Below are 17,273 nucleotides of genomic sequence, written 5' to 3' on the forward strand. Positions count from 1 at the left end.
ATGGAAGGCGTAGATTTACATACTCACAGCAATATTTCTGATGGTACTTTCACACCGAAGCAATTGGTTGATGCTGCCGCGGAAAAAGGCATCCACACCTTGGCTTTGACAGACCATGACACCATGGATGGTCTTGCGTTGGCAGAGTCGGCTGCAAAGTCGCATGCGATGCGTATTATTTCGGGGGTAGAAATTTCGAGTCAGTGGTCGAGACCCTCAACCCAGAAAAACTATGGTGTACATGTGGTTGCATTGAATATGCAAGACTTAGAACCACTGCAAAAATGCCTTGAACAGCAAAAACAAATCCGTGCGCGACGGGCTAAGCAAATCTGTGATTTGTTGATTCCACTGATTGGTGAAGATATTTATCTCGATGTTTTGGCGAAAGTTGAACAGATGCCTGACCGTGTGACTCGAACCCATATTGCCAAGACCTTGGTTGAAAAAAAGTATGTGAGTCGTGCGCAACAAGCGTTTGATAAATATATTAAGGAAGGTAAGAAAGCCTACGTGAAATTTGATGGGCTGGGCTTAGAAGAAACCATTCAAGTGATTCATGCCAGTGGTGGTTTTGCCGTATTGGCGCATCCGACACGATATGACTTATCTGCGACTAACATTCGTTATCTGATTGAAATATTTGCGCAGTTTGGTGGGGATGCGGTTGAATTGCCGCCCAATGTTGAACCGACATCTACCCGTCAAATGGTGGACCGGATGATTGCCGAGAATGGTTTGAAAGTATCGGTCGGGAGTGACTTCCATGGTGATAATATGCCGTGGATTAAGTTGGGCAATATTCCCAGAGTCAAAGACGGGCAAGTGGGGATTTGGGAAAGTTTTGTCTAAAGAGCACTGGTCATTTCCACCTTCTCCATGAGCTATATAGCCTAAGAGAAGGTAAGCGTGCGCTCGATTAGAGTAGATTATTGTCTTGTGCTTGAATGGGAGGGGGAGTCGGTTTACCTAAAGTGCCAAGCAGTTCAATTTCGATGGTACGTACCATCGAGTCCAGCGGCAAGTCATTACTTTGCGTTCCGAAAGGTTCTTCAATTTCCGAGCTCAAAGCATCGAGTCCTAAGAAAGTATAGGCTAACACACCAACTAATAGTGGGGTGAAAATACCCAAAGTTGAACCCAAGCTAAACGGTAAAATGAGACAGAAAAAATACACCGTACGATTGAGTAATACCGAGTACGCAAAAGGTAGCGGCGTTGTCGCAATACGGTCACAACCAGTTTGCACCACACTCAAGTCAGCAACGTGCTGGTTCAACTGCGCATAGACAATGTCACTAATTTCACCTTCTTTTAATGCCTGCATCAACTCCCATTGAATCAAGCTGAGCGTATACTGCGGGGCATTGGCTTGTTGATACAGTTGAGTCAGCGCATTTTGACTTAAGCCACTGGTCTGCACCAATTCTGTTGGATTGGCTGTTTGATGGCGTAAACGGTCACGTAAGACATTGGCAAAGACAATCACATGTTGAATTACACGTTCACGACGACCTTGGGTCAAGATACGACAGTCACGGTCAAAGTGCCGCGAGTTAGCAATTAAAATGCCCCATAACTTTCGCGCTTCCCACCAACGGTCATAGCAGGCACTATTTTTAAAGCCGAGGAAAATAGAAAGTACCACCCCAATGAGGGTGAAGCCGACCAAGGGCAGTTCAGGGAAGTGGAAATAGCCGACATAGGACAAAATGCCAATAATGGCAGAGACCAACATGACCACACCCAAAGGGGGTAAAACTTTGGGAAGAATGGTGCCACGCCATGAAAAAAGCACCTTAAAAATACTTGGCTGATCACGCACAATCATGTGATTAGAATTCTTTTAAAATTTTGCTTGATCTTCATATTTGTCGCGGTATTTGTCAATCATTTGTCTGCATATTTAAACGGATTGGATCAGGCTGTGTTCAGCAAAAGAAAAAGCACCTTCGGGCGATAAAATGAAATGATCAATCAGTTGAATATCCACGAGCTGACTGGCTTGAAGAATGCGCTCGGTCAGTTCGATGTCCGCTGTGGAGGGCTGAGCTTTCCCAAGTGGATGATTATGGGCAATCACGATAAAGGTAGCATGTTGAGCAATACAATAACGTAGCAATTGATTGATCGAAATTTCACAAGAATTTACTGCACCAAAGAACAATTTTTTAAAGTTTATTTTTCTTAAATGTGCATCCAAGCAGAGCACCGCAAAGACTTCTTGGTTTTCGCCTGAAAACTCATACTGTAAAAATTTGAGCAGTTGAGCTGAATGATTGAGTTCCAACTTGTGTTGCTTGAGCTGCTGGCTACTGTAGCGTCGCCCCAATTCTTTGACGGCCATTAATTGTGAATACTTGGTCGGGCCAATGCCGTGAAATTGGCTGAGCTCGGGCAGTTCAGCATCAAAAACCGCATTCAGACTACCAAAATGTTGCAACAAAAGACGTGCCAATTCGACTGCAGAATGTTGTGTTGAACCCGAGCGGATGAAAATAGCCAGCAGTTCTGCATCGGAGAGGCTGGCTGGTCCTTGTTGTAATAAGCGTTCACGTGGCCGCTCTTGTTCGGGCCATTTTTTTATGGATAAGTGCATTATTTAATACTTTTTTATTCTTAATCTGAGAAACAGGGCCCAATCGATGATTGGGTACGAGACTATTTAATGCTATTGTGAGCGCCACTGCAACAGAAAGGTAGCCTGTTCGTGAGCTTTGATCTCAGTGTAATTCCAAATAAAAATATCCTTTTAGCTGTTACGGGTGGTATTGCTGCCTATAAAAGTGCCATTTTGGTTCGCCGTTTAAAAGATGCGGGTTTTCAAGTCCGTGTGGTGATGACCGAAGGTGCACAGGCTTTTATTACGCCGCTAACTTTTCAAGCTTTGTCGGGCAACCCCGTCCATACAGAACTTCTCAACCCTGAAGCCGAAGCGGGCATGGGGCATATTGAGCTAGCACGTTGGGCAGACTTACTCTTGGTTGCGCCTGCCAGTTGCAACACCATTGCAAAGTTTGCTGCGGGTTTAGCCGATGACCTGCTTTCTACTTTATATTTAGCCACCAAAGCCCCTGTATGGGTCGCACCAGCCATGAACCAACAAATGTGGGCAGCAAAAGCGACGCAGCGTAATTTAGCGACTTTGGTGGAGGATGGCGTGCATGTGATCATGCCAGATGCGGGTGCGCAAGCTTGTGGTGATGTCGGTTTAGGCCGTATGCCTGAGCCTGAGGATTTGGCCCATCAAGTGACAGAATACTTCCATAAAGCGCAGCGTGCCATGGCTGAAAAATTTGGGATGTTGGCGGGTAAAAAAGTCACCATTACTGCTGGGCCAACGCGTGAAGCGATTGATCCTGTGCGTTATATTTCCAACCACAGTACCGGAAAAATGGGTTTTGCCATTGCTGCTGCATGTTATGCGGCAGGAGCCAAAGTGACTTTAATTGCAGGTCCTGTCAGCTTAGACACACCGAACGGTGTACGCCGAATCAATGTTTCATCTGCCATGAAAATGCTGGATACCAGCATGCAAATGTTAGATGAAGGCTGTGATGTGTTTATCGCGACTGCCGCTGTCGCGGACTATCGTGTTGCAGAAGTCGCAGAGCATAAGATTAAGAAAGCAGGGGACGAGCTCAATGTTTCTTTAATCAAAAACCCTGATATTGTGGCGACTATTGCACAGCAAGATAAACGCCCGTTCATGGTGGGTTTCGCAGCAGAAACACGTAATGTCGAGGAATATGCCGCAGGTAAATTGGTCGCGAAAAAGCTCGATATGATTGCCTGTAATGATGTGTCACGTCCTGATATTGGTTTTGCTTCTGATGAAAATGCGATGACGGTCTTTTTTGCAGAAAGCTATAAAATGGAAAAGCGCGATTTGGAAAAAGCGTCGAAACAAGAAATTGCTTTACAGTTGGTTGAAGCGATTCACGATGCTTTACATCGAGACCCTGAAAGTGATGATGATTTTTAATTTACATCGGTCTTCATTTTTGCGATATTCAATGCAGCCTTAGGCTGCATTTTTTTTGCAAACTCATAGGAATAAGAATGAAAACATTATTAAAGGTTGTGCTGTTGAGCAGTGGTTTATGTTTGGCAGGACTTGCACAAGCGTCGGAAGTGCTAGAAAGTGCGATGAAATCTTTGGCGAAAAACTCAAAAGCTTTTGCTCAAGCCAAGACTGCCGCAGAGGCGAATACCGCATTAACTGAAATGCAAAAAGCTGCGGCAACTGCCAAGCAAAACAAACCTGACACTTTGGTGAAACAACCAAAAGACAGTGTTAAAGTGAAACAATATGAACAAAAGTTTGATGCATTAACCGAAGAAATTGAACATGCTCAGCATTTGGTACATGCTGGGAAACTTGCAGAAGCTAAACAAAGTTCAGCCAAGTTTGAGGCTATTAAGCAGCAAGGCCATAAAGCATTTAAATAATTCAGTACAATAAAAAAGACCGCAAAAGCGGTCTTTTTTATGTATGAAGAGCTTAAAGTTTTAAGCTTGACCTTCAACAGCGGCTGCTTGAGCACGCTGCATATTTGCTTCGAACTCAGCATCAAAGTTAATTGGTGTAAGTAACAATTGTGGGAAACTGCCTTTAGTCACCATATCATTCACCGCTTCACGAAGGAACGGGAACAAGATGTTTGGGCAATATGCACCTAAGATGTACGGAAGACGTTCTTCTTCAACACCATCTACAAGGAAAATACCCGCTTGAGTAACATCGACAATAAACGCCGTGTCGCCTGCATTGTTTGCTTGTACAACCACTTTAAGTGAAACTTCGTAGTGAGTTGGATCAACTTTTTCAGCAGAAGATGACAAGTTGATGTTCAACTCTGGTTGCCATTCTTTGGTAAAAACTTGCGCCCCAGGGACTTCAAAAGAAATATCTTTTGTGTAAATACGTTCTAAAGCAAGTTGTGGTTGAGCTTCACTCATTTTCTAATCCTTAATATGCTGAGCTAATTATGCCAATAGTTGGTCGAGTTTGCCTTCACGCTCTAAAGCATAAAGCTGATCAAAACCACCAATAAATTGGTCATCAATAAAAATTTGTGGAACCGTACGGTGATTGGTGCGTTGCATCAATTCAATGCGGACTTCTGGCGCTTCTTTAGATAAATTAATTTCTTTATATTCAACGCCTTTACGCTCAAGGAGCTGCTTTGCGCGAACGCAATATGGACATACAGTCGTTGAGTAAATAGTGACTTGAGCCATGAGTTTCTCCTTGTGCAAATTATTTAGCTTTAACCAGTGGTAAGCCTTGAGCCTTCCAGTTGCTAATCCCGCCATCTAAACGATAGCTGTCAGTATGTGCAACTTGTTGTAAAGCAGTACCTGCCACTTGGCCTAAATTACAGATGAAGACGAGTGGACGATCTGCAGCTTTTAACTCTTCAGCATGTTTTGTAATTTGGCTGTAGGGAATGTTGCGACTTCCACTGATATGACCTTCACGGAAATCTTTGGCATCACGTAAGTCAATCAACATGGCATTTTTAGCTTTCACTAAAATACCTAAAGATTGTGGTGAAATTTTGCGACCATTGCGTTGTCCTTCAAGTACGAAAAACAAAACAACCAATACCGCAAGTGTTCCAAATAAGAAGGGGTGATTCCCCATAAACTCGAACCAACGTTCCACAAGTCACCTAAATTACAATTCAAAAATTGCTAGAGAGTATAGCTTATAAAATATGGTGATCAAAATCACCGCTTCAAGGGCTAAGGTTGAATAAAAATTAATTTTTTTGCTGAGCTTCAGCAATTTCATCAATCAGACGTAAATAGCTGTCTAAACGGCGCGTTAAAATTTCACCATTTGCCGCAGCTAAGCGTAAAGCACATTGTTTTTCATGTTTATGGGTGCAGTTACGGAACTGACAGTAGCCCAACAAGTTTTCAATTTCAGGAAAGCCGCGTTGCACTTTGTCCGCATCTAAGTGCCATAAACCAAACTCACGAATTCCCGGTGAGTCAATCAGCGAGGCGCCTTCGCCAAAGCCAATCAAACGGGTAGAGGTCGTGGTGTGCTGCCCTAAGGCTGAATTTTCAGAAATCACATTGGTTTTCTGCGCAGCATCAGGCACGATGGCATTAATTAAAGTGCTTTTACCAACACCAGACTGGCCAACAAAAGCCACAGTTTCATTTTTTAAACGCTGAGTCAGTGCTGTTAAGTCACCATCGGCTTGGGTTTGCATCACTTCATAGCCTAAGGCTTGATATTCCGCAATCAACGCTAAAATCGGGTCATTGTCTTTGAGCAAATCGGTTTTATTCAGCACCAAAAGTGCTGGAATATTGGCATCGGCACAGGCCACCAAATAACGGTCAATTAGACCTGGTGCAGGCTCAGGCAGTGGCGCAAACACAATCACAATCAGGCTGATATTGGCCGCGACAGGTTTCACTTTATGGTAACGGTCTGGACGAGTCAGTAGTGACTGGCGTGGCTGTATGGCATTGATGATCCCCAGCCCCGTATTTGGGTCGGCTTGCCATTTGACACGATCACCTGTGACCAGTAGTTCGAGGTTGGTGCGTGTGTGACAGCGCCAAATGCTGCCCAGTTCAATCGGTTTCCAAAACGGTTCAGGTTCACCTTCTTGTACTGTCGGTTTGATGGGATGTGGATCTGGAGTCGTAAGGGCTTGCACTTCAAGCTGACGGCCGTAGTGTTGTACCACCAAGCCTTCTAAATCATTTGAAGTGTCGATATCATCTTGACGTGTTTGCTGTTGTTTCTGAATGCGACGTTGTTGCTGTTCAGTTAAACGACGTTTACGAATTAAAGCCATTCATATCCTAAAAAACCATGAATTCAAGATGGCAAAAATAGCACGAAGCAGGGTATCAGTTACAGCATCGAAGCAATTAATTTGCTACTATCATCGTTTTTAAGCCGAATAAGATTGCACATTTATGAGCAGCACCGCTGATACGCGTTTGATTTGGATTGACCTTGAAATGACAGGTCTCGATACTGATAATGACCAAATTATTGAAGTTGCTACAATTGTGACGGATGATAACTTAAATATTTTAGCTGAAGGGCCTGTGCTTGCTATACATCAGCCAGACCGTGTGCTGAATGCAATGGATGAGTGGAACACCCGCCAACATGGTCAATCAGGCTTAATTGAACGTGTACGTCGCAGTAAATTGACGGCGCAAGATGCGGAGCAGCAAACTTTAGAATTTCTAAAGAAATGGGTCAATCCAAAAAGCTCACCGATGTGTGGCAATTCAATCTGCCAAGACCGCCGTTTTTTACACCGTTTAATGCCTGAAATGGAACAATATTTCCACTACCGTAATTTAGACGTGTCTTCGGTAAAAGAGTTGGCTAAACGCTGGCGTCCAGAAATTATGAGTGGCTTGAAAAAGAATGCTTCACACTTAGCAATGGATGACATTCGTGATTCGATTGCGGAACTGAAGTATTATCGTGAATACTTTTTTATTATGAATAAATAAGTATTACAGAAAGAGGCGCTAGCCTCTTTTTTATTGAAATCGAATAGAATAGAGCTGAGGGTGTTTGTGTAGAAAAAAGAAACACTTTTTTGCTATACAAGTTTAAAACACGCTTTATGATAAAGTAAATTAATTAAATTATAACAAAGAGTTGAGTTATGCAAAGTAATAACCCTATTTTGAACCGCGTGGAAACACATGCGGACTATAGTCAACCAATGACTGTTCAAGGTGCTATTCAGAAGTCTGTATTACTTACAGTGATTGCGGCTGTGGTCGGTATGGCACTGTTTTTATACTGTTTTATGACCTTAAATATTTCGCTGGCCTATGCTGCAACCTTAGTCGGTGCGATTGGTGGTCTAATTTTAGGCCTGATTGCAACTTTTAAACCAAATACCGCACGTACCCTTGCCATTCCATATGCCTTGTTTGAAGGTGCTTTTTTAGGTGGGGTGTCGGTTATCTTCCAATTGAAATATCCGGGTGTCCCTTTACAAGCGCTGTTGGCAACTTTTGTCACCACTTTAGTGATGTTTGGTTTGTATCGTTTTCAAATTATTCGTGCCACTGAAAAATTCAAATCGGTAGTGATGTCGGCATCAATTGCCATCGCGATTGTGTTTGTAGTGCAGATGGTTATGCGTTTGGCTTTTGGTTCAAGCATTCCATTTTTATTTGAAAACAACTTATTAGGCCTAGGTTTTGCCGCTTTTGTTGCAGTGATTGCATCACTGAACTTAATTCTAGATTTTGATTTGATTGAAAGTGCTGCGGCACAACACGCTCCGAAAGCGATGGAGTGGCTGTGTGGTATTGCGCTACTAGCAACTTTGGTGTGGATGTACTATTCATTCCTACGTCTACTCAGTATGCTGCGTGGCGACGACTAATCTCGTTAGTTTTAACAAATACGCCCCTTCATCGGGGCGTATTTGTTATTGAATGTTGATGAATTGAAAAAAGGCGCATTATGCAATTTCGGTTTCAACTTAAACTTGGCATTATGCAGATAAATTATTTTGAGTGAGAGTCACATGGCACAAGGACTATTGGCTGGAAAGCGTTTTTTAGTAGCAGGTATTGCAAGTAAATTATCAATCGCATTTGGTATTGCTCAAGCACTTCACCGTGAAGGCGCGGAACTTGCGTTTACCTATCCAAATGAAAAACTGAAAAAACGTGTAGATGAATTTGCAGCACAATTTGGCTCAACGATTGTTCTACCATGTGATGTGGCTGTCGATGCTGAAATTGAACAAACTTTTGTTGAATTGGCAAAACATTGGGATGGTTTAGATGGTGTGGTGCATTCGATTGGTTTTGCGCCTGCGCATACATTGGATGGTGACTTTACCGATGTAACTGATCGTGATGGTTTTAAAGTGGCACATGACATCAGTGCATATAGCTTTATTGCTATGGCGCGTGCTGCGAAGCCATTACTTTTAGTTCGTCAAGGGTGCTTGTTGACCTTGACTTACCAAGGTTCTGAGCGTGTGATGCCAAACTACAACGTGATGGGTATGGCGAAGGCATCATTAGAAGCGGGTGTACGTTATTTGGCTTCAAGCTTAGGTGCAGAAGGGATTCGTGTGAATGCGATTTCAGCAGGCCCAATCCGTACTTTGGCGGCATCTGGTATTAAATCGTTCCGCAAAATGTTAGACGTAAACGAAAAAATTTCACCACTTAAACGTAATGTGACCATTGAAGATGTGGGTAATGCTGCATTATTCCTTTGCTCACCTTGGGCAAATGGTATTACGGGTGAAATCATGTATGTCGATGCAGGTTTCAATACTGTGGGGATGAGCCCAGACTTGATGCTCGATGACTAATTAGATTGATTCAAATTATTTGATAAAGCCGCTTTGATAGCGGCTTTGTTTTGACGTGAAATTTGACAAATGATAAGGGTACTTTATCTGTAGGACTTACGCATTGACGGATTCAAAAAAGTATTAAAATACTTTATAAAGTATCTGTGATCAGACGAATTAAACATGCTTCTACAGCAACTTGTACATTACCCATTTATATGGGCTTTCTCATGACAGAACCGAACTCTATTAGCTGCACACAACTTGCCGAGACTTATAACATCTCGCATGATAGTGTAAATCGCTTTCTAGAACGTGAAGACTACACACCTCACGACCTATATCAAGAAGCAATTCAACATATTGATAATAATAAACTTATAGTCAGTATTGATGATACTGTTTTAGATAAACCCTATAGTCAACATATGGACTTGGTTAGCTATTTTTGGTCAGGCAAACACCACCGATCCGTCAAGGGTATTAATCTCATTACCTTGTATGCGACAGATCAGAATGGTCAAAATATTCCAATTAATTTCCGAATTTATGACAAATCTGAAAGTAAAACCAAGAATGATTACTTTATGGATATGTTAAGTGAAGTACTCAGTTGGGGTGCAAAGATTCAATTTATTACAGGTGATAGTTGGTATTCATCGACTGGAAATCTAAAAACCATAAGAAAATATGGTATTCGATTTATGTTTGGTATCGACTGTAACCGTAAGGTTTCCCCAGAAAAAGGACAATGGTTTCAACTGCGTTTATTGCCAAATTTCCATCAGGGTCAAGTGGTCTGGCTCAAAGATTTTGGCTTTGTACAATTATTTAAGACTCAGTTAAAAGAACAGCAGAGGTTTTATATTGTGCATCAAGATGAAGATGATTTATTGTCCTTTGAGGGTTTTCATGAATTACATTCAAGTCATTGGAAAATAGAGCAATATCACCGGGTGATTAAACAGGTTTGTCATATTGAAAAGTTTCAAGTAAGACGATCTAAACTGATTTTGAATCATATTTTTTCAGCCTTGATGGCCTACGTCGAGATACAAAAGAACCAGTTTGAGCGGATCTTTGAAAATGTATATCGTTGGCAGAAGAAATTATTTAGACCAGTTATCAAAAACTTCATTGATGACTTTATTCTCGATAAAAATCATCTGCTACCACAGAGAATCTATAAATAATAGTGCGTAAGTCCTAATCTGTTTTAATTTTCTGGAACACTTAGATCAAGTTCACCTTCACGATAAAGTTGCCATTGCTCCCATGCCTCAGGAGCATAAAGATCATAGTAGCCACGGCTCTTCAATAGAGCAGGCATAGCTGACAACGGAGTCATAATAACTGTGGCATTATCTCGGATTCGTAATATTTCTTCTTTTGAAAGTGGCCTTTTAGCAATTTCTTCTGCCCTGACAAGCAATGTCACCAGCGCAGGAATAAAGACTTCTACCATTTTTTCCTCAGCCATTTAAAACCCCTTTTGCACAGAACTTTCATATAATAGGCCTAGGTTTGTGTTTCTTCTAATTAATGTGCTTACTAGGTTAATCTTGCTCTGGGTATTGATATTATAAGTTTAAGATCAAACCCATTAAACTTATGATCTTCCCAATTTTCTACAATTAACTCGATTGTTCTACCTGCTACTTTTTCAGAATATGGATAACAACCTAAAATAGCATTTTTCATTTCTTCAGATAAAGTTACACCTAGGCTAGATAAACACAAAATTTCTGCTATCGATCCCTTAAGTATGTAATTACTGTTATATAGTACATCACCATATAACCAATTGATCTTAAAATTATTTTTTATCAGTATATGAACCAGTAATATTTACGTCAAAACATAAAATATGTGAAATACAACAGTTTCTAATTTCAATCTGATACTCAGTTTCTTGATTAGTTATATTATTAGTTTATCTGAGATTTATTTTAATGGTCAGCAACTTTCGTATGAAGTTGTTTTTGATGATCAAGATAAGATTAAACGTATTCACCAGATCCAGAATAATCCAGATCTGGTGAAAGAATAAGAGAACAAAACAATAGCGCTAGGACTATTGTTTTGGTAGTTCTTTTACAGGACTTCCACCCAAGGCTTGCATCAACGTCACATAGGCGTTGTACTGACTCTGTTTGGTATTGACCAATGTTAAGCGTGCAGTACGCGTGGTTTCTTGTTGATCCAATAAGGTTTTTAAAGCTACGGCACCATAGCGATAACGCACTTGAGTCAGGCGTTCTACCTTTTCAGCAAGCTCCAAATTGCGTTGTTGCAATTGTACCTGTTGACTGAGTTCAGTACGTGCTGACAATCCATTTTCTACATCGGCAAAAGCTTGATACAAGGTCTGACGATATTGCACGATAGCTTTTTCATAGTCCAATTGACTAATCGCAAGGTCACGTTTCATGTCGTTATATTGTAAGAACGGCAGACTTAAACTTGCGCCTAAGGTGAGGGCTGGGTTCTTGAGCAGTTGCGTTAGCGAGGTACTGCTTGAACCAAGATTCCCAGTCAAACTGATCGAAGGATAATAGCTCGCCGTGGTGGCATCTTTGGTCGCTAAACTCTCTCGTAAACGTAGCTCAGCTGCTTTTAAGTCTGGACGGCGCGACAAAATGTCGGCAGGTAAGCCCGCTGCGATACTTGGCAAAGCTAAGCGTGGTAAACGTTGAGGTTCATCAATATTCAACTGCTGTACAGGCATATGCAGTAACACGGCAATTGCGGTACGGGTCTCGACCAAACTTTGCTGAATTTGACTCAGACTGGCTTTTTGACTTTGTACTGACTGTTCAGCTTGAGTTAAGTCCAGTCCTGATACAGCCCCAGCTTGATACTGAACTTTAACCAAGTCATACAGTTTTTGTGAGGTCGCAAGGCTTTGCTCGGCAGTTGTACAACTTTCATTATAATAGGCCAACTGCCAATATAACTTCGCCGTGGTGCCAATTAAGCTTTGAGCAGTGGCTTGCAAATCTTGCTCAGTTGCCAGTGCTTCCCATCGCTTTGCTTCAGTTTGACGGGCCAATTTACCAAATAAATCGACTTCATAACTGAGTCCTGTTTTGGCAGATAATCCGCTTGATGTGTCATTTCCATCATTTAAATTAAAACTATGTCCAGTAGATAAACCTGTACTTGAACTCACTCTAATTTTTTGCTGATTCTCAGCCAGTTCTGCTTGTAAGCGCGCTTGCTTTAAGGTTATCCCTGCAACGGCCAAATCGGCATTCTTTGCGAGCACAGCATCGACCAGTTGATTGAGTTGTGCATCGCCAAATAACGTCCACCATTGATCGGCATACAGGGCTTGTTGACGTTGTTGTGAGGTTGCTTTGTCGTATTGAAACTGAGTCGGCGTCTGTACTGCTGGTGCTTGATAAGGGGTTTTAACCACAGCTGCACAGCCAACCAAAGTGCTGCCAAGCAGCATCGCGGTACAAAGGCGCGTTAATAAAAAAGGCATATTTTTTCCTTATTCTCTGGCAAGTGCTGCAACAGGGTCGAGTTTGGCTGCATTTTTTGCAGGCAAGAAACCAAACACCACACCAATTAAAGTCGAGCATACAAATGCGGCGATAATAGACGTGGTTGAGTAGGCAACCCCAAAATTACCCCCAGCAAATTTTTGAATGATTTGTCCTAGACCCAGCGAGAGCAATACCCCTAACACCCCACCAATCAGGCAGACTAAAATGGCTTCAATCAGGAACTGCTGCAAAATATCACTTTGACGCGCACCAACCGCCATCCGAACCCCAATTTCTTGCGTGCGTTCGGTGACCGAGACCAACATAATATTCATTACCCCTATACCGCCCACCACCAAAGAAATAACGGCAATTGCAGAGACCAATAGGGTCATGGTACTGGTGGTCTTTTCAATGGTTTGGCGAATACTGTCACTGTTCATGGTGAACACATCTTGTTGACCATGACGCAAGGTGAGTAAGTTCACAATTGCGTTTTCAGCCGCGCTGGTGGAGTACTTATCATTGATTTGCACCACGATATTGCGCACATTACTCTGACCGAGCATACGACTCATGACAGTGGTGTAGGGCATATATACATTCAACGTATCATCGGAACCCATAGCACTGGTTTGCGGCTCAACGACACCAATAATTCGTGCAGGAACACTGCCCAAAAGTACGACTTGCCCAATTGGATTGCTACCATCACTAAAAAACTGTTTTTGTGTGTTGGTGTCAATGACTACGTCTTGGGTACGGTCGCGGACACTTCGCTGGTCAAAGGTTTGTCCATTTTTGAAGGTCAGGCCTTTCACTGTGAAATAATCGCCACCGACACCATTAATGGTGGCATTGGCTTCACTTTGTTGATAGCGAATCGTTTTGGATGAACTCACCATTGGACTAACCGCACTCACATACGGTTGGGTGGCGAGCGCTTCAGCATCGGCAGGAACAAGGGTTTTAAAGTTGGCGGTTTTGGAGTTATCACCAAAACCGCGCCCTTGGAACACCGTAATGGTGTTAGTTCCTAAACTACTGATGTTACTTAAAATCTGTTGTTGTGATCCATTTCCTAAAGCCACCACTGTCACGACGGAGGCAATCCCGATAATAATGCCAAGCATGGTCAAAAAGGTTCGCATGCGGTGCGCATTCATCGACAAAAGTGCCATACGAAAGGCTTCACCTAAACGGTCGAGTAGGGAACGCCATGCGGAGACACTTTTATTTTTTTCTTGTTGGGCAGAAATCGCAGTTTCTGCATCAGGATCGCTATGCAGTTCAGTGTCGTGCTCAGGTTGATTGACACGGTCTGCAATGATTTGCCCATCACTGATCTCGATAATCCGCGAGGCATTTTTCGCCACTTGCATATCGTGGGTGACCAAAATAATAGTATGGCCTGCGGCATTTAACTCACGCAAAATCCTCATCACTTCCACGCCGCTATGCGAGTCTAGGGCACCTGTCGGTTCATCGGCGAGAATGACATCACCGCCATTCATCAAGGCACGTGCAATCGAGACACGTTGTTGCTGCCCCCCAGAAAGTTGACTCGGACGGTTTTGAGTTTTATTACCCAGTCCTAATTCTGTCAGTAAAGCAGTGGCACGTTGTTTACGCGCATACGGTGTTGCACCTGCATAAACGGCAGGTACTTCAACATTACCTTCTGCGGTTAAGTCGCCAAGAAGATGGTAACGCTGGAAAATAAAACCAAAATACTCACGACGTAATTCAGCCAATTGGTCCGGTTCGAGTTTACCTGTTTCGCGGCCATTGACCTGATAACTTCCTGAGGTTGGACGGTCGAGACAGCCCAAAATATTCATCAGGGTCGATTTACCTGAACCCGACTGGCCGACAATGGCAACCAATTCACCTTCGTAAATGGTCAGATCAATGCCTTTGAGAATTTGGACAGTACTTTCGCCAGCTGGAAACTCTCGCACCAAATTGCTGACTTCAAGCAAGGCTTTTTTGGTCATGCTTACATTCCCATCGGTGGACTGTTACGACGGCGGTTGCTGCTATTGGCAGAAGCCGCAGAGTTCTCTGAACTGTCTGCAATCACCACTTGATCACCTTCTTTTAAGCCTGCAAGCACCTGTGCATTGACACGGTTATTGATCCCCACCAAAATTTGTTTGGGTTGAGCTGAGCCGTCCGCTTGTAAGACACGAACTACGCTCAGCGTAGCTTTACCTTCTTTAACCAATTGTTGTTGTGCTGCATTTAAATTTAGACGTTCAAGACGTGGACCTTGTGGACGGTCTGAGTCCGATTTGGTTTGTGTAGATGACGCTGCTTGCGTATTTGAACCACTGTTACGTTTTGCATTTGCAGGACGATTGGAAATTGCAGAAGAAGGGACTAATAACGCATTTTTTGCAGAATCGAGCACGATGTAGACTTGTGCAGTCATATCAATACGTAGCTTGCCATCATGGTTGGGTACATCAAATAGAGCATTGTAGTAAATTGCGGTGCTGGTTGATGTGCTGGTGGTACTTTCATCGGTAATCGAGTCTGGCGCGGGCTCAACTTGACGTAGGCTAGCATAACGCTTGCTGTCATCACCTAAAGTGGTGAAATACACCGGTTGGCCTTTTTCAACTTTCATGATGTCCGCTTCACTGACCTGCGCCTTAATGGTCATGTTTTGCAATTTTGCAATTTTAACAATAGTTGGCGCACTTTGATTGGCATTTACAGTTTGACCTTCCTCAGTCACGATCGCCACCACGGTACCGTCAGTCGGTGCCACAATGCGGGTATAACCGATATTGGTTTGTGCAGTCGACTTGGTTACTTTTGCAGATTCAATCTGTGCATCAATGGCTTTAATTTGTGCTTGTGCTGTTTTATAGCTGGCCTCAGCCGATTCTAATTCTGCTTTTGATGTAGCATCTTGTGCATACATTTGTTGTTGACGTTTATATGCCAGTTGCGCCTCATTAAGACTGGCTTCTTGTTGTAGACGCTGCGCTTGCAAATTTTTAATATTGGCTTCTGCTGTTTTGAAGCTGTTTTCTTGAGTGGTTGAATCAATCTGCGCAATCAATTGACCTTGTTTAACTTCATCACCCAGTTGCACATACATTTTCTGTACTTGACCTGAGACCTGTGCGCCTACACTCACCAGTTTGGTTGCATCTAAAGTACCTGTCGCCAATACCGTATTTTCAAGATCACCACGAGTGACAGATTCGCTAATATATTGTGGTTGTTCTTGTTTTGGTTTGAAATATGTCCACGCGACATAAGCAAGTACGGCAACACACAGTACCGCGATAACCATTTTGACAGCTTTTATTTTTTGCATTGGAATCAGGGAGTAAACAGAATTGCAGATAGTATAAAAGCGAAATACGGATAAATCGTGAATTTTTTGAACAAATAGAAATGATTATTATTTTTAAAAGACTCGTTGCGGTAATTTAAGCGGGAAAGAGTGATTTTCCACACAGCGTTGCAATGGCTTGCATCACGACATGTTCAGCATTTTCATGCCCCAAACCTTTGATCGAAGCATCAATGCGAAGCAGGAGACTGGGCCACGTTAAAAAGCACTGCGGATTCAGTCGACGTAATGCTTGTTGATAGACGCTGACTTTATTCTTCCAAATCCCTAGTTGTAGTGCATTTTGCGGTTGCTCAAACAGTTGCATGAGTAAACGCATTTCTTTGCTTATGCTCCACAAAATCAGACTGAGGGGTTCACCTGAGGCAATCAGGTATTGGTAAATTTTAATCGATTGCGCCAGATTGCCTTCGAGCAGAGCATCACTCAAATCGAAAGTACTATAGCGGGACTGATCTTGTAAGCAGGCATGTAAATGATCAATCTGAATCAGCTCGACCTCGGCAAAGGTGTCGCTGACACGCATTAAGCTATTTTTAGCTGCAAGTAAGTTGTGTTCATGGTGTTGTTCTAGCCACTGCCATGCATCCTGACTCAGTTTAACCCCAAGCTTATCTGCTTCAATGCTTAAAATCTGCTGACGATCACGCGGATAATTCGCGGTCAGGGCAACATGCACTCCATTGGCTTCAACCGTTTGGAAAAAGCCCGTTTTTAGGCTGGCGCTGTCCTGTTTTGGCATCACCACCAAAAGCAAGTTCTGTTCATTGCTTTGGATATAGCTTTTTAGCAACTTTAAAGCGTTAGCATCGGGTTTAATATTGCCATGAACTTCAATGGCAAGCTGGCTTGAAAACAAGGACAAGCTGTTGAGCGCATTAAAGACATTTTTCCAGTCATTGACATTACTGATGTCATGCCGTTGTCGTTCAATCTCTTGCTTTTGCCAACTTGCTCGAAATGCATCCAGTAAGTTTTGTTCAAGCAATGGCTCTTGACCTTGCATAATCCACGCGCCACGAGCTTCATCGACACGTTTTAAGGCTTGCAAATAGTCAAGTTTCATTGTTAATAAAC

At 42.7% G+C, this 17,273-nt stretch carries 18 protein-coding genes; 7 read left to right on the forward strand and 11 right to left on the reverse strand.

All coding sequences use genetic code 11. From position 1 onward, the window contains the following. The gene (locus AC5EUN_RS01695) at positions 1–852 is read left to right on the forward strand and encodes a PHP domain-containing protein (RefSeq protein ID WP_131230613.1); all 852 of its coding nucleotides are present in this window, start codon (positions 1–3) and stop codon (positions 850–852) included. Between the two features lie 67 nt (positions 853–919). Here AC5EUN_RS01695 and AC5EUN_RS01700 read toward each other — a convergent pair whose 3' ends face one another. Both AC5EUN_RS01700 and radC read right to left on the reverse strand, forming a co-directional pair. After that, the gene (locus tag AC5EUN_RS01700; protein ID WP_004697627.1) at positions 920–1,831 is read right to left on the reverse strand and encodes a bestrophin family protein; all 912 of its coding nucleotides are present in this window, start codon (positions 1,829–1,831) and stop codon (positions 920–922) included. Positions 1,832–1,906: 75 nt separating this feature from the next. Continuing rightward, positions 1,907–2,599, reverse strand: a complete 693-nt coding sequence (radC, locus tag AC5EUN_RS01705) for a RadC family protein (protein WP_004697628.1) — start codon at positions 2,597–2,599, stop codon at positions 1,907–1,909. 111 nt (positions 2,600–2,710) lie between these two features. Between radC and coaBC the strand changes: the two genes are divergently transcribed. Beyond that, entirely contained in the window at positions 2,711–3,985 is a 1,275-nt protein-coding gene (gene coaBC / locus AC5EUN_RS01710) for a bifunctional phosphopantothenoylcysteine decarboxylase/phosphopantothenate--cysteine ligase CoaBC (protein ID WP_094148278.1), read from the forward strand. Between the two features lie 77 nt (positions 3,986–4,062). Continuing rightward, entirely contained in the window at positions 4,063–4,452 is a 390-nt protein-coding gene (locus tag AC5EUN_RS01715; protein WP_004983466.1) for a cytochrome b562, read from the forward strand. 60 nt (positions 4,453–4,512) lie between these two features. Here AC5EUN_RS01715 and secB read toward each other — a convergent pair whose 3' ends face one another. The 4 genes from secB to rsgA all read right to left on the reverse strand — a co-directional run bounded on the left by secB (position 4,513) and on the right by rsgA (position 6,827). Further along, positions 4,513–4,962 (reverse strand): protein-export chaperone SecB, encoded by a 450-nt coding sequence (secB, locus tag AC5EUN_RS01720; RefSeq protein ID WP_004697631.1) that lies wholly within the window; start codon positions 4,960–4,962, stop codon positions 4,513–4,515. Positions 4,963–4,989: 27 nt separating this feature from the next. Further along, the gene (grxC, locus tag AC5EUN_RS01725; protein WP_004697632.1) at positions 4,990–5,244 is read right to left on the reverse strand and encodes a glutaredoxin 3; all 255 of its coding nucleotides are present in this window, start codon (positions 5,242–5,244) and stop codon (positions 4,990–4,992) included. Between the two features lie 19 nt (positions 5,245–5,263). After that, positions 5,264–5,671, reverse strand: coding sequence for a rhodanese-like domain-containing protein (locus AC5EUN_RS01730; protein WP_004697633.1), 408 nt, complete (start codon positions 5,669–5,671; stop codon positions 5,264–5,266). A gap of 97 nt (positions 5,672–5,768) precedes the next feature. After that, positions 5,769–6,827 carry a ribosome small subunit-dependent GTPase A gene (gene rsgA / locus AC5EUN_RS01735; protein WP_131230609.1) on the reverse strand — a complete coding sequence of 353 codons (1,059 nt, stop codon included), beginning with the start codon at positions 6,825–6,827 and terminating at the stop codon, positions 5,769–5,771. 124 nt (positions 6,828–6,951) lie between these two features. On the opposite strand from rsgA, the gene orn reads away from it, so the two are divergent. The 4 genes from orn (at position 6,952) to AC5EUN_RS01755 (ending at position 10,522) form a co-directional block, all read left to right on the forward strand. Further along, positions 6,952–7,506 (forward strand): oligoribonuclease, encoded by a 555-nt coding sequence (orn, locus tag AC5EUN_RS01740; RefSeq protein WP_125274032.1) that lies wholly within the window; start codon positions 6,952–6,954, stop codon positions 7,504–7,506. A gap of 158 nt (positions 7,507–7,664) precedes the next feature. Beyond that, positions 7,665–8,399 carry a Bax inhibitor-1/YccA family protein gene (locus AC5EUN_RS01745; RefSeq protein WP_004697636.1) on the forward strand — a complete coding sequence of 245 codons (735 nt, stop codon included), beginning with the start codon at positions 7,665–7,667 and terminating at the stop codon, positions 8,397–8,399. Positions 8,400–8,543: 144 nt separating this feature from the next. Continuing rightward, the gene (locus AC5EUN_RS01750; protein ID WP_004697637.1) at positions 8,544–9,347 is read left to right on the forward strand and encodes an enoyl-ACP reductase FabI; all 804 of its coding nucleotides are present in this window, start codon (positions 8,544–8,546) and stop codon (positions 9,345–9,347) included. Positions 9,348–9,493: 146 nt separating this feature from the next. Continuing rightward, entirely contained in the window at positions 9,494–10,522 is a 1,029-nt protein-coding gene (locus AC5EUN_RS01755; protein ID WP_007116247.1) for an IS701 family transposase, read from the forward strand. A 23-nt stretch (positions 10,523–10,545) separates the two neighbouring features. Here the strand turns inward: AC5EUN_RS01755 and AC5EUN_RS01760 are convergent, their stop codons facing one another. The 5 genes from AC5EUN_RS01760 to holA form a co-directional block, all read right to left on the reverse strand. Continuing rightward, positions 10,546–10,809 (reverse strand): hypothetical protein, encoded by a 264-nt coding sequence (locus AC5EUN_RS01760; protein ID WP_078390218.1) that lies wholly within the window; start codon positions 10,807–10,809, stop codon positions 10,546–10,548. Positions 10,810–11,403: 594 nt separating this feature from the next. Continuing rightward, on the reverse strand, positions 11,404–12,819 hold the full coding sequence (locus tag AC5EUN_RS01765; protein WP_078388514.1) for an efflux transporter outer membrane subunit: 1,416 nt from the start codon (positions 12,817–12,819) through the stop codon (positions 11,404–11,406). A 9-nt stretch (positions 12,820–12,828) separates the two neighbouring features. After that, on the reverse strand, positions 12,829–14,820 hold the full coding sequence (locus AC5EUN_RS01770; protein ID WP_078388513.1) for a MacB family efflux pump subunit: 1,992 nt from the start codon (positions 14,818–14,820) through the stop codon (positions 12,829–12,831). Between the two features lie 2 nt (positions 14,821–14,822). Beyond that, entirely contained in the window at positions 14,823–16,157 is a 1,335-nt protein-coding gene (locus tag AC5EUN_RS01775; RefSeq protein WP_130235267.1) for a MacA family efflux pump subunit, read from the reverse strand. A 115-nt stretch (positions 16,158–16,272) separates the two neighbouring features. Further along, positions 16,273–17,262: a DNA polymerase III subunit delta gene (gene holA, locus AC5EUN_RS01780; protein ID WP_078388511.1), complete on the reverse strand. Its 990-nt coding sequence runs from the start codon at positions 17,260–17,262 to the stop codon at positions 16,273–16,275. Positions 17,263–17,273 lie beyond the last annotated feature (11 nt).

Source organism: Acinetobacter sp. CAU_H_S170_2, from assembly GCF_058890445.1.

What these genes read in the sequence shown, in the direction of transcription:
- rsgA (WP_131230609.1), bottom strand. Translation starts at nt 6,827, where the DNA reads ATGGCTTTAATTCGTAAACGTCGTTTAACTGAACAGCAACAACGTCGC.
- orn (WP_125274032.1), top strand. Translation starts at nt 6,952, where the DNA reads ATGAGCAGCACCGCTGATACGCGTTTGATTTGGATTGACCTTGAAATG.
- holA (WP_078388511.1), bottom strand. Translation starts at nt 17,262, where the DNA reads ATGAAACTTGACTATTTGCAAGCCTTAAAACGTGTCGATGAAGCTCGT.
- AC5EUN_RS01750 (WP_004697637.1), top strand. Translation starts at nt 8,544, where the DNA reads ATGGCACAAGGACTATTGGCTGGAAAGCGTTTTTTAGTAGCAGGTATT.
- AC5EUN_RS01775 (WP_130235267.1), bottom strand. Translation starts at nt 16,157, where the DNA reads ATGCAAAAAATAAAAGCTGTCAAAATGGTTATCGCGGTACTGTGTGTT.
- AC5EUN_RS01760 (WP_078390218.1), bottom strand. Translation starts at nt 10,809, where the DNA reads ATGGCTGAGGAAAAAATGGTAGAAGTCTTTATTCCTGCGCTGGTGACA.
- secB (WP_004697631.1), bottom strand. Translation starts at nt 4,962, where the DNA reads ATGAGTGAAGCTCAACCACAACTTGCTTTAGAACGTATTTACACAAAA.
- AC5EUN_RS01770 (WP_078388513.1), bottom strand. Translation starts at nt 14,820, where the DNA reads ATGACCAAAAAAGCCTTGCTTGAAGTCAGCAATTTGGTGCGAGAGTTT.
- AC5EUN_RS01765 (WP_078388514.1), bottom strand. Translation starts at nt 12,819, where the DNA reads ATGCCTTTTTTATTAACGCGCCTTTGTACCGCGATGCTGCTTGGCAGC.
- grxC (WP_004697632.1), bottom strand. Translation starts at nt 5,244, where the DNA reads ATGGCTCAAGTCACTATTTACTCAACGACTGTATGTCCATATTGCGTT.
- AC5EUN_RS01715 (WP_004983466.1), top strand. Translation starts at nt 4,063, where the DNA reads ATGAAAACATTATTAAAGGTTGTGCTGTTGAGCAGTGGTTTATGTTTG.
- radC (WP_004697628.1), bottom strand. Translation starts at nt 2,599, where the DNA reads ATGCACTTATCCATAAAAAAATGGCCCGAACAAGAGCGGCCACGTGAA.
- AC5EUN_RS01700 (WP_004697627.1), bottom strand. Translation starts at nt 1,831, where the DNA reads ATGATTGTGCGTGATCAGCCAAGTATTTTTAAGGTGCTTTTTTCATGG.
- AC5EUN_RS01745 (WP_004697636.1), top strand. Translation starts at nt 7,665, where the DNA reads ATGCAAAGTAATAACCCTATTTTGAACCGCGTGGAAACACATGCGGAC.
- AC5EUN_RS01695 (WP_131230613.1), top strand. Translation starts at nt 1, where the DNA reads ATGGAAGGCGTAGATTTACATACTCACAGCAATATTTCTGATGGTACT.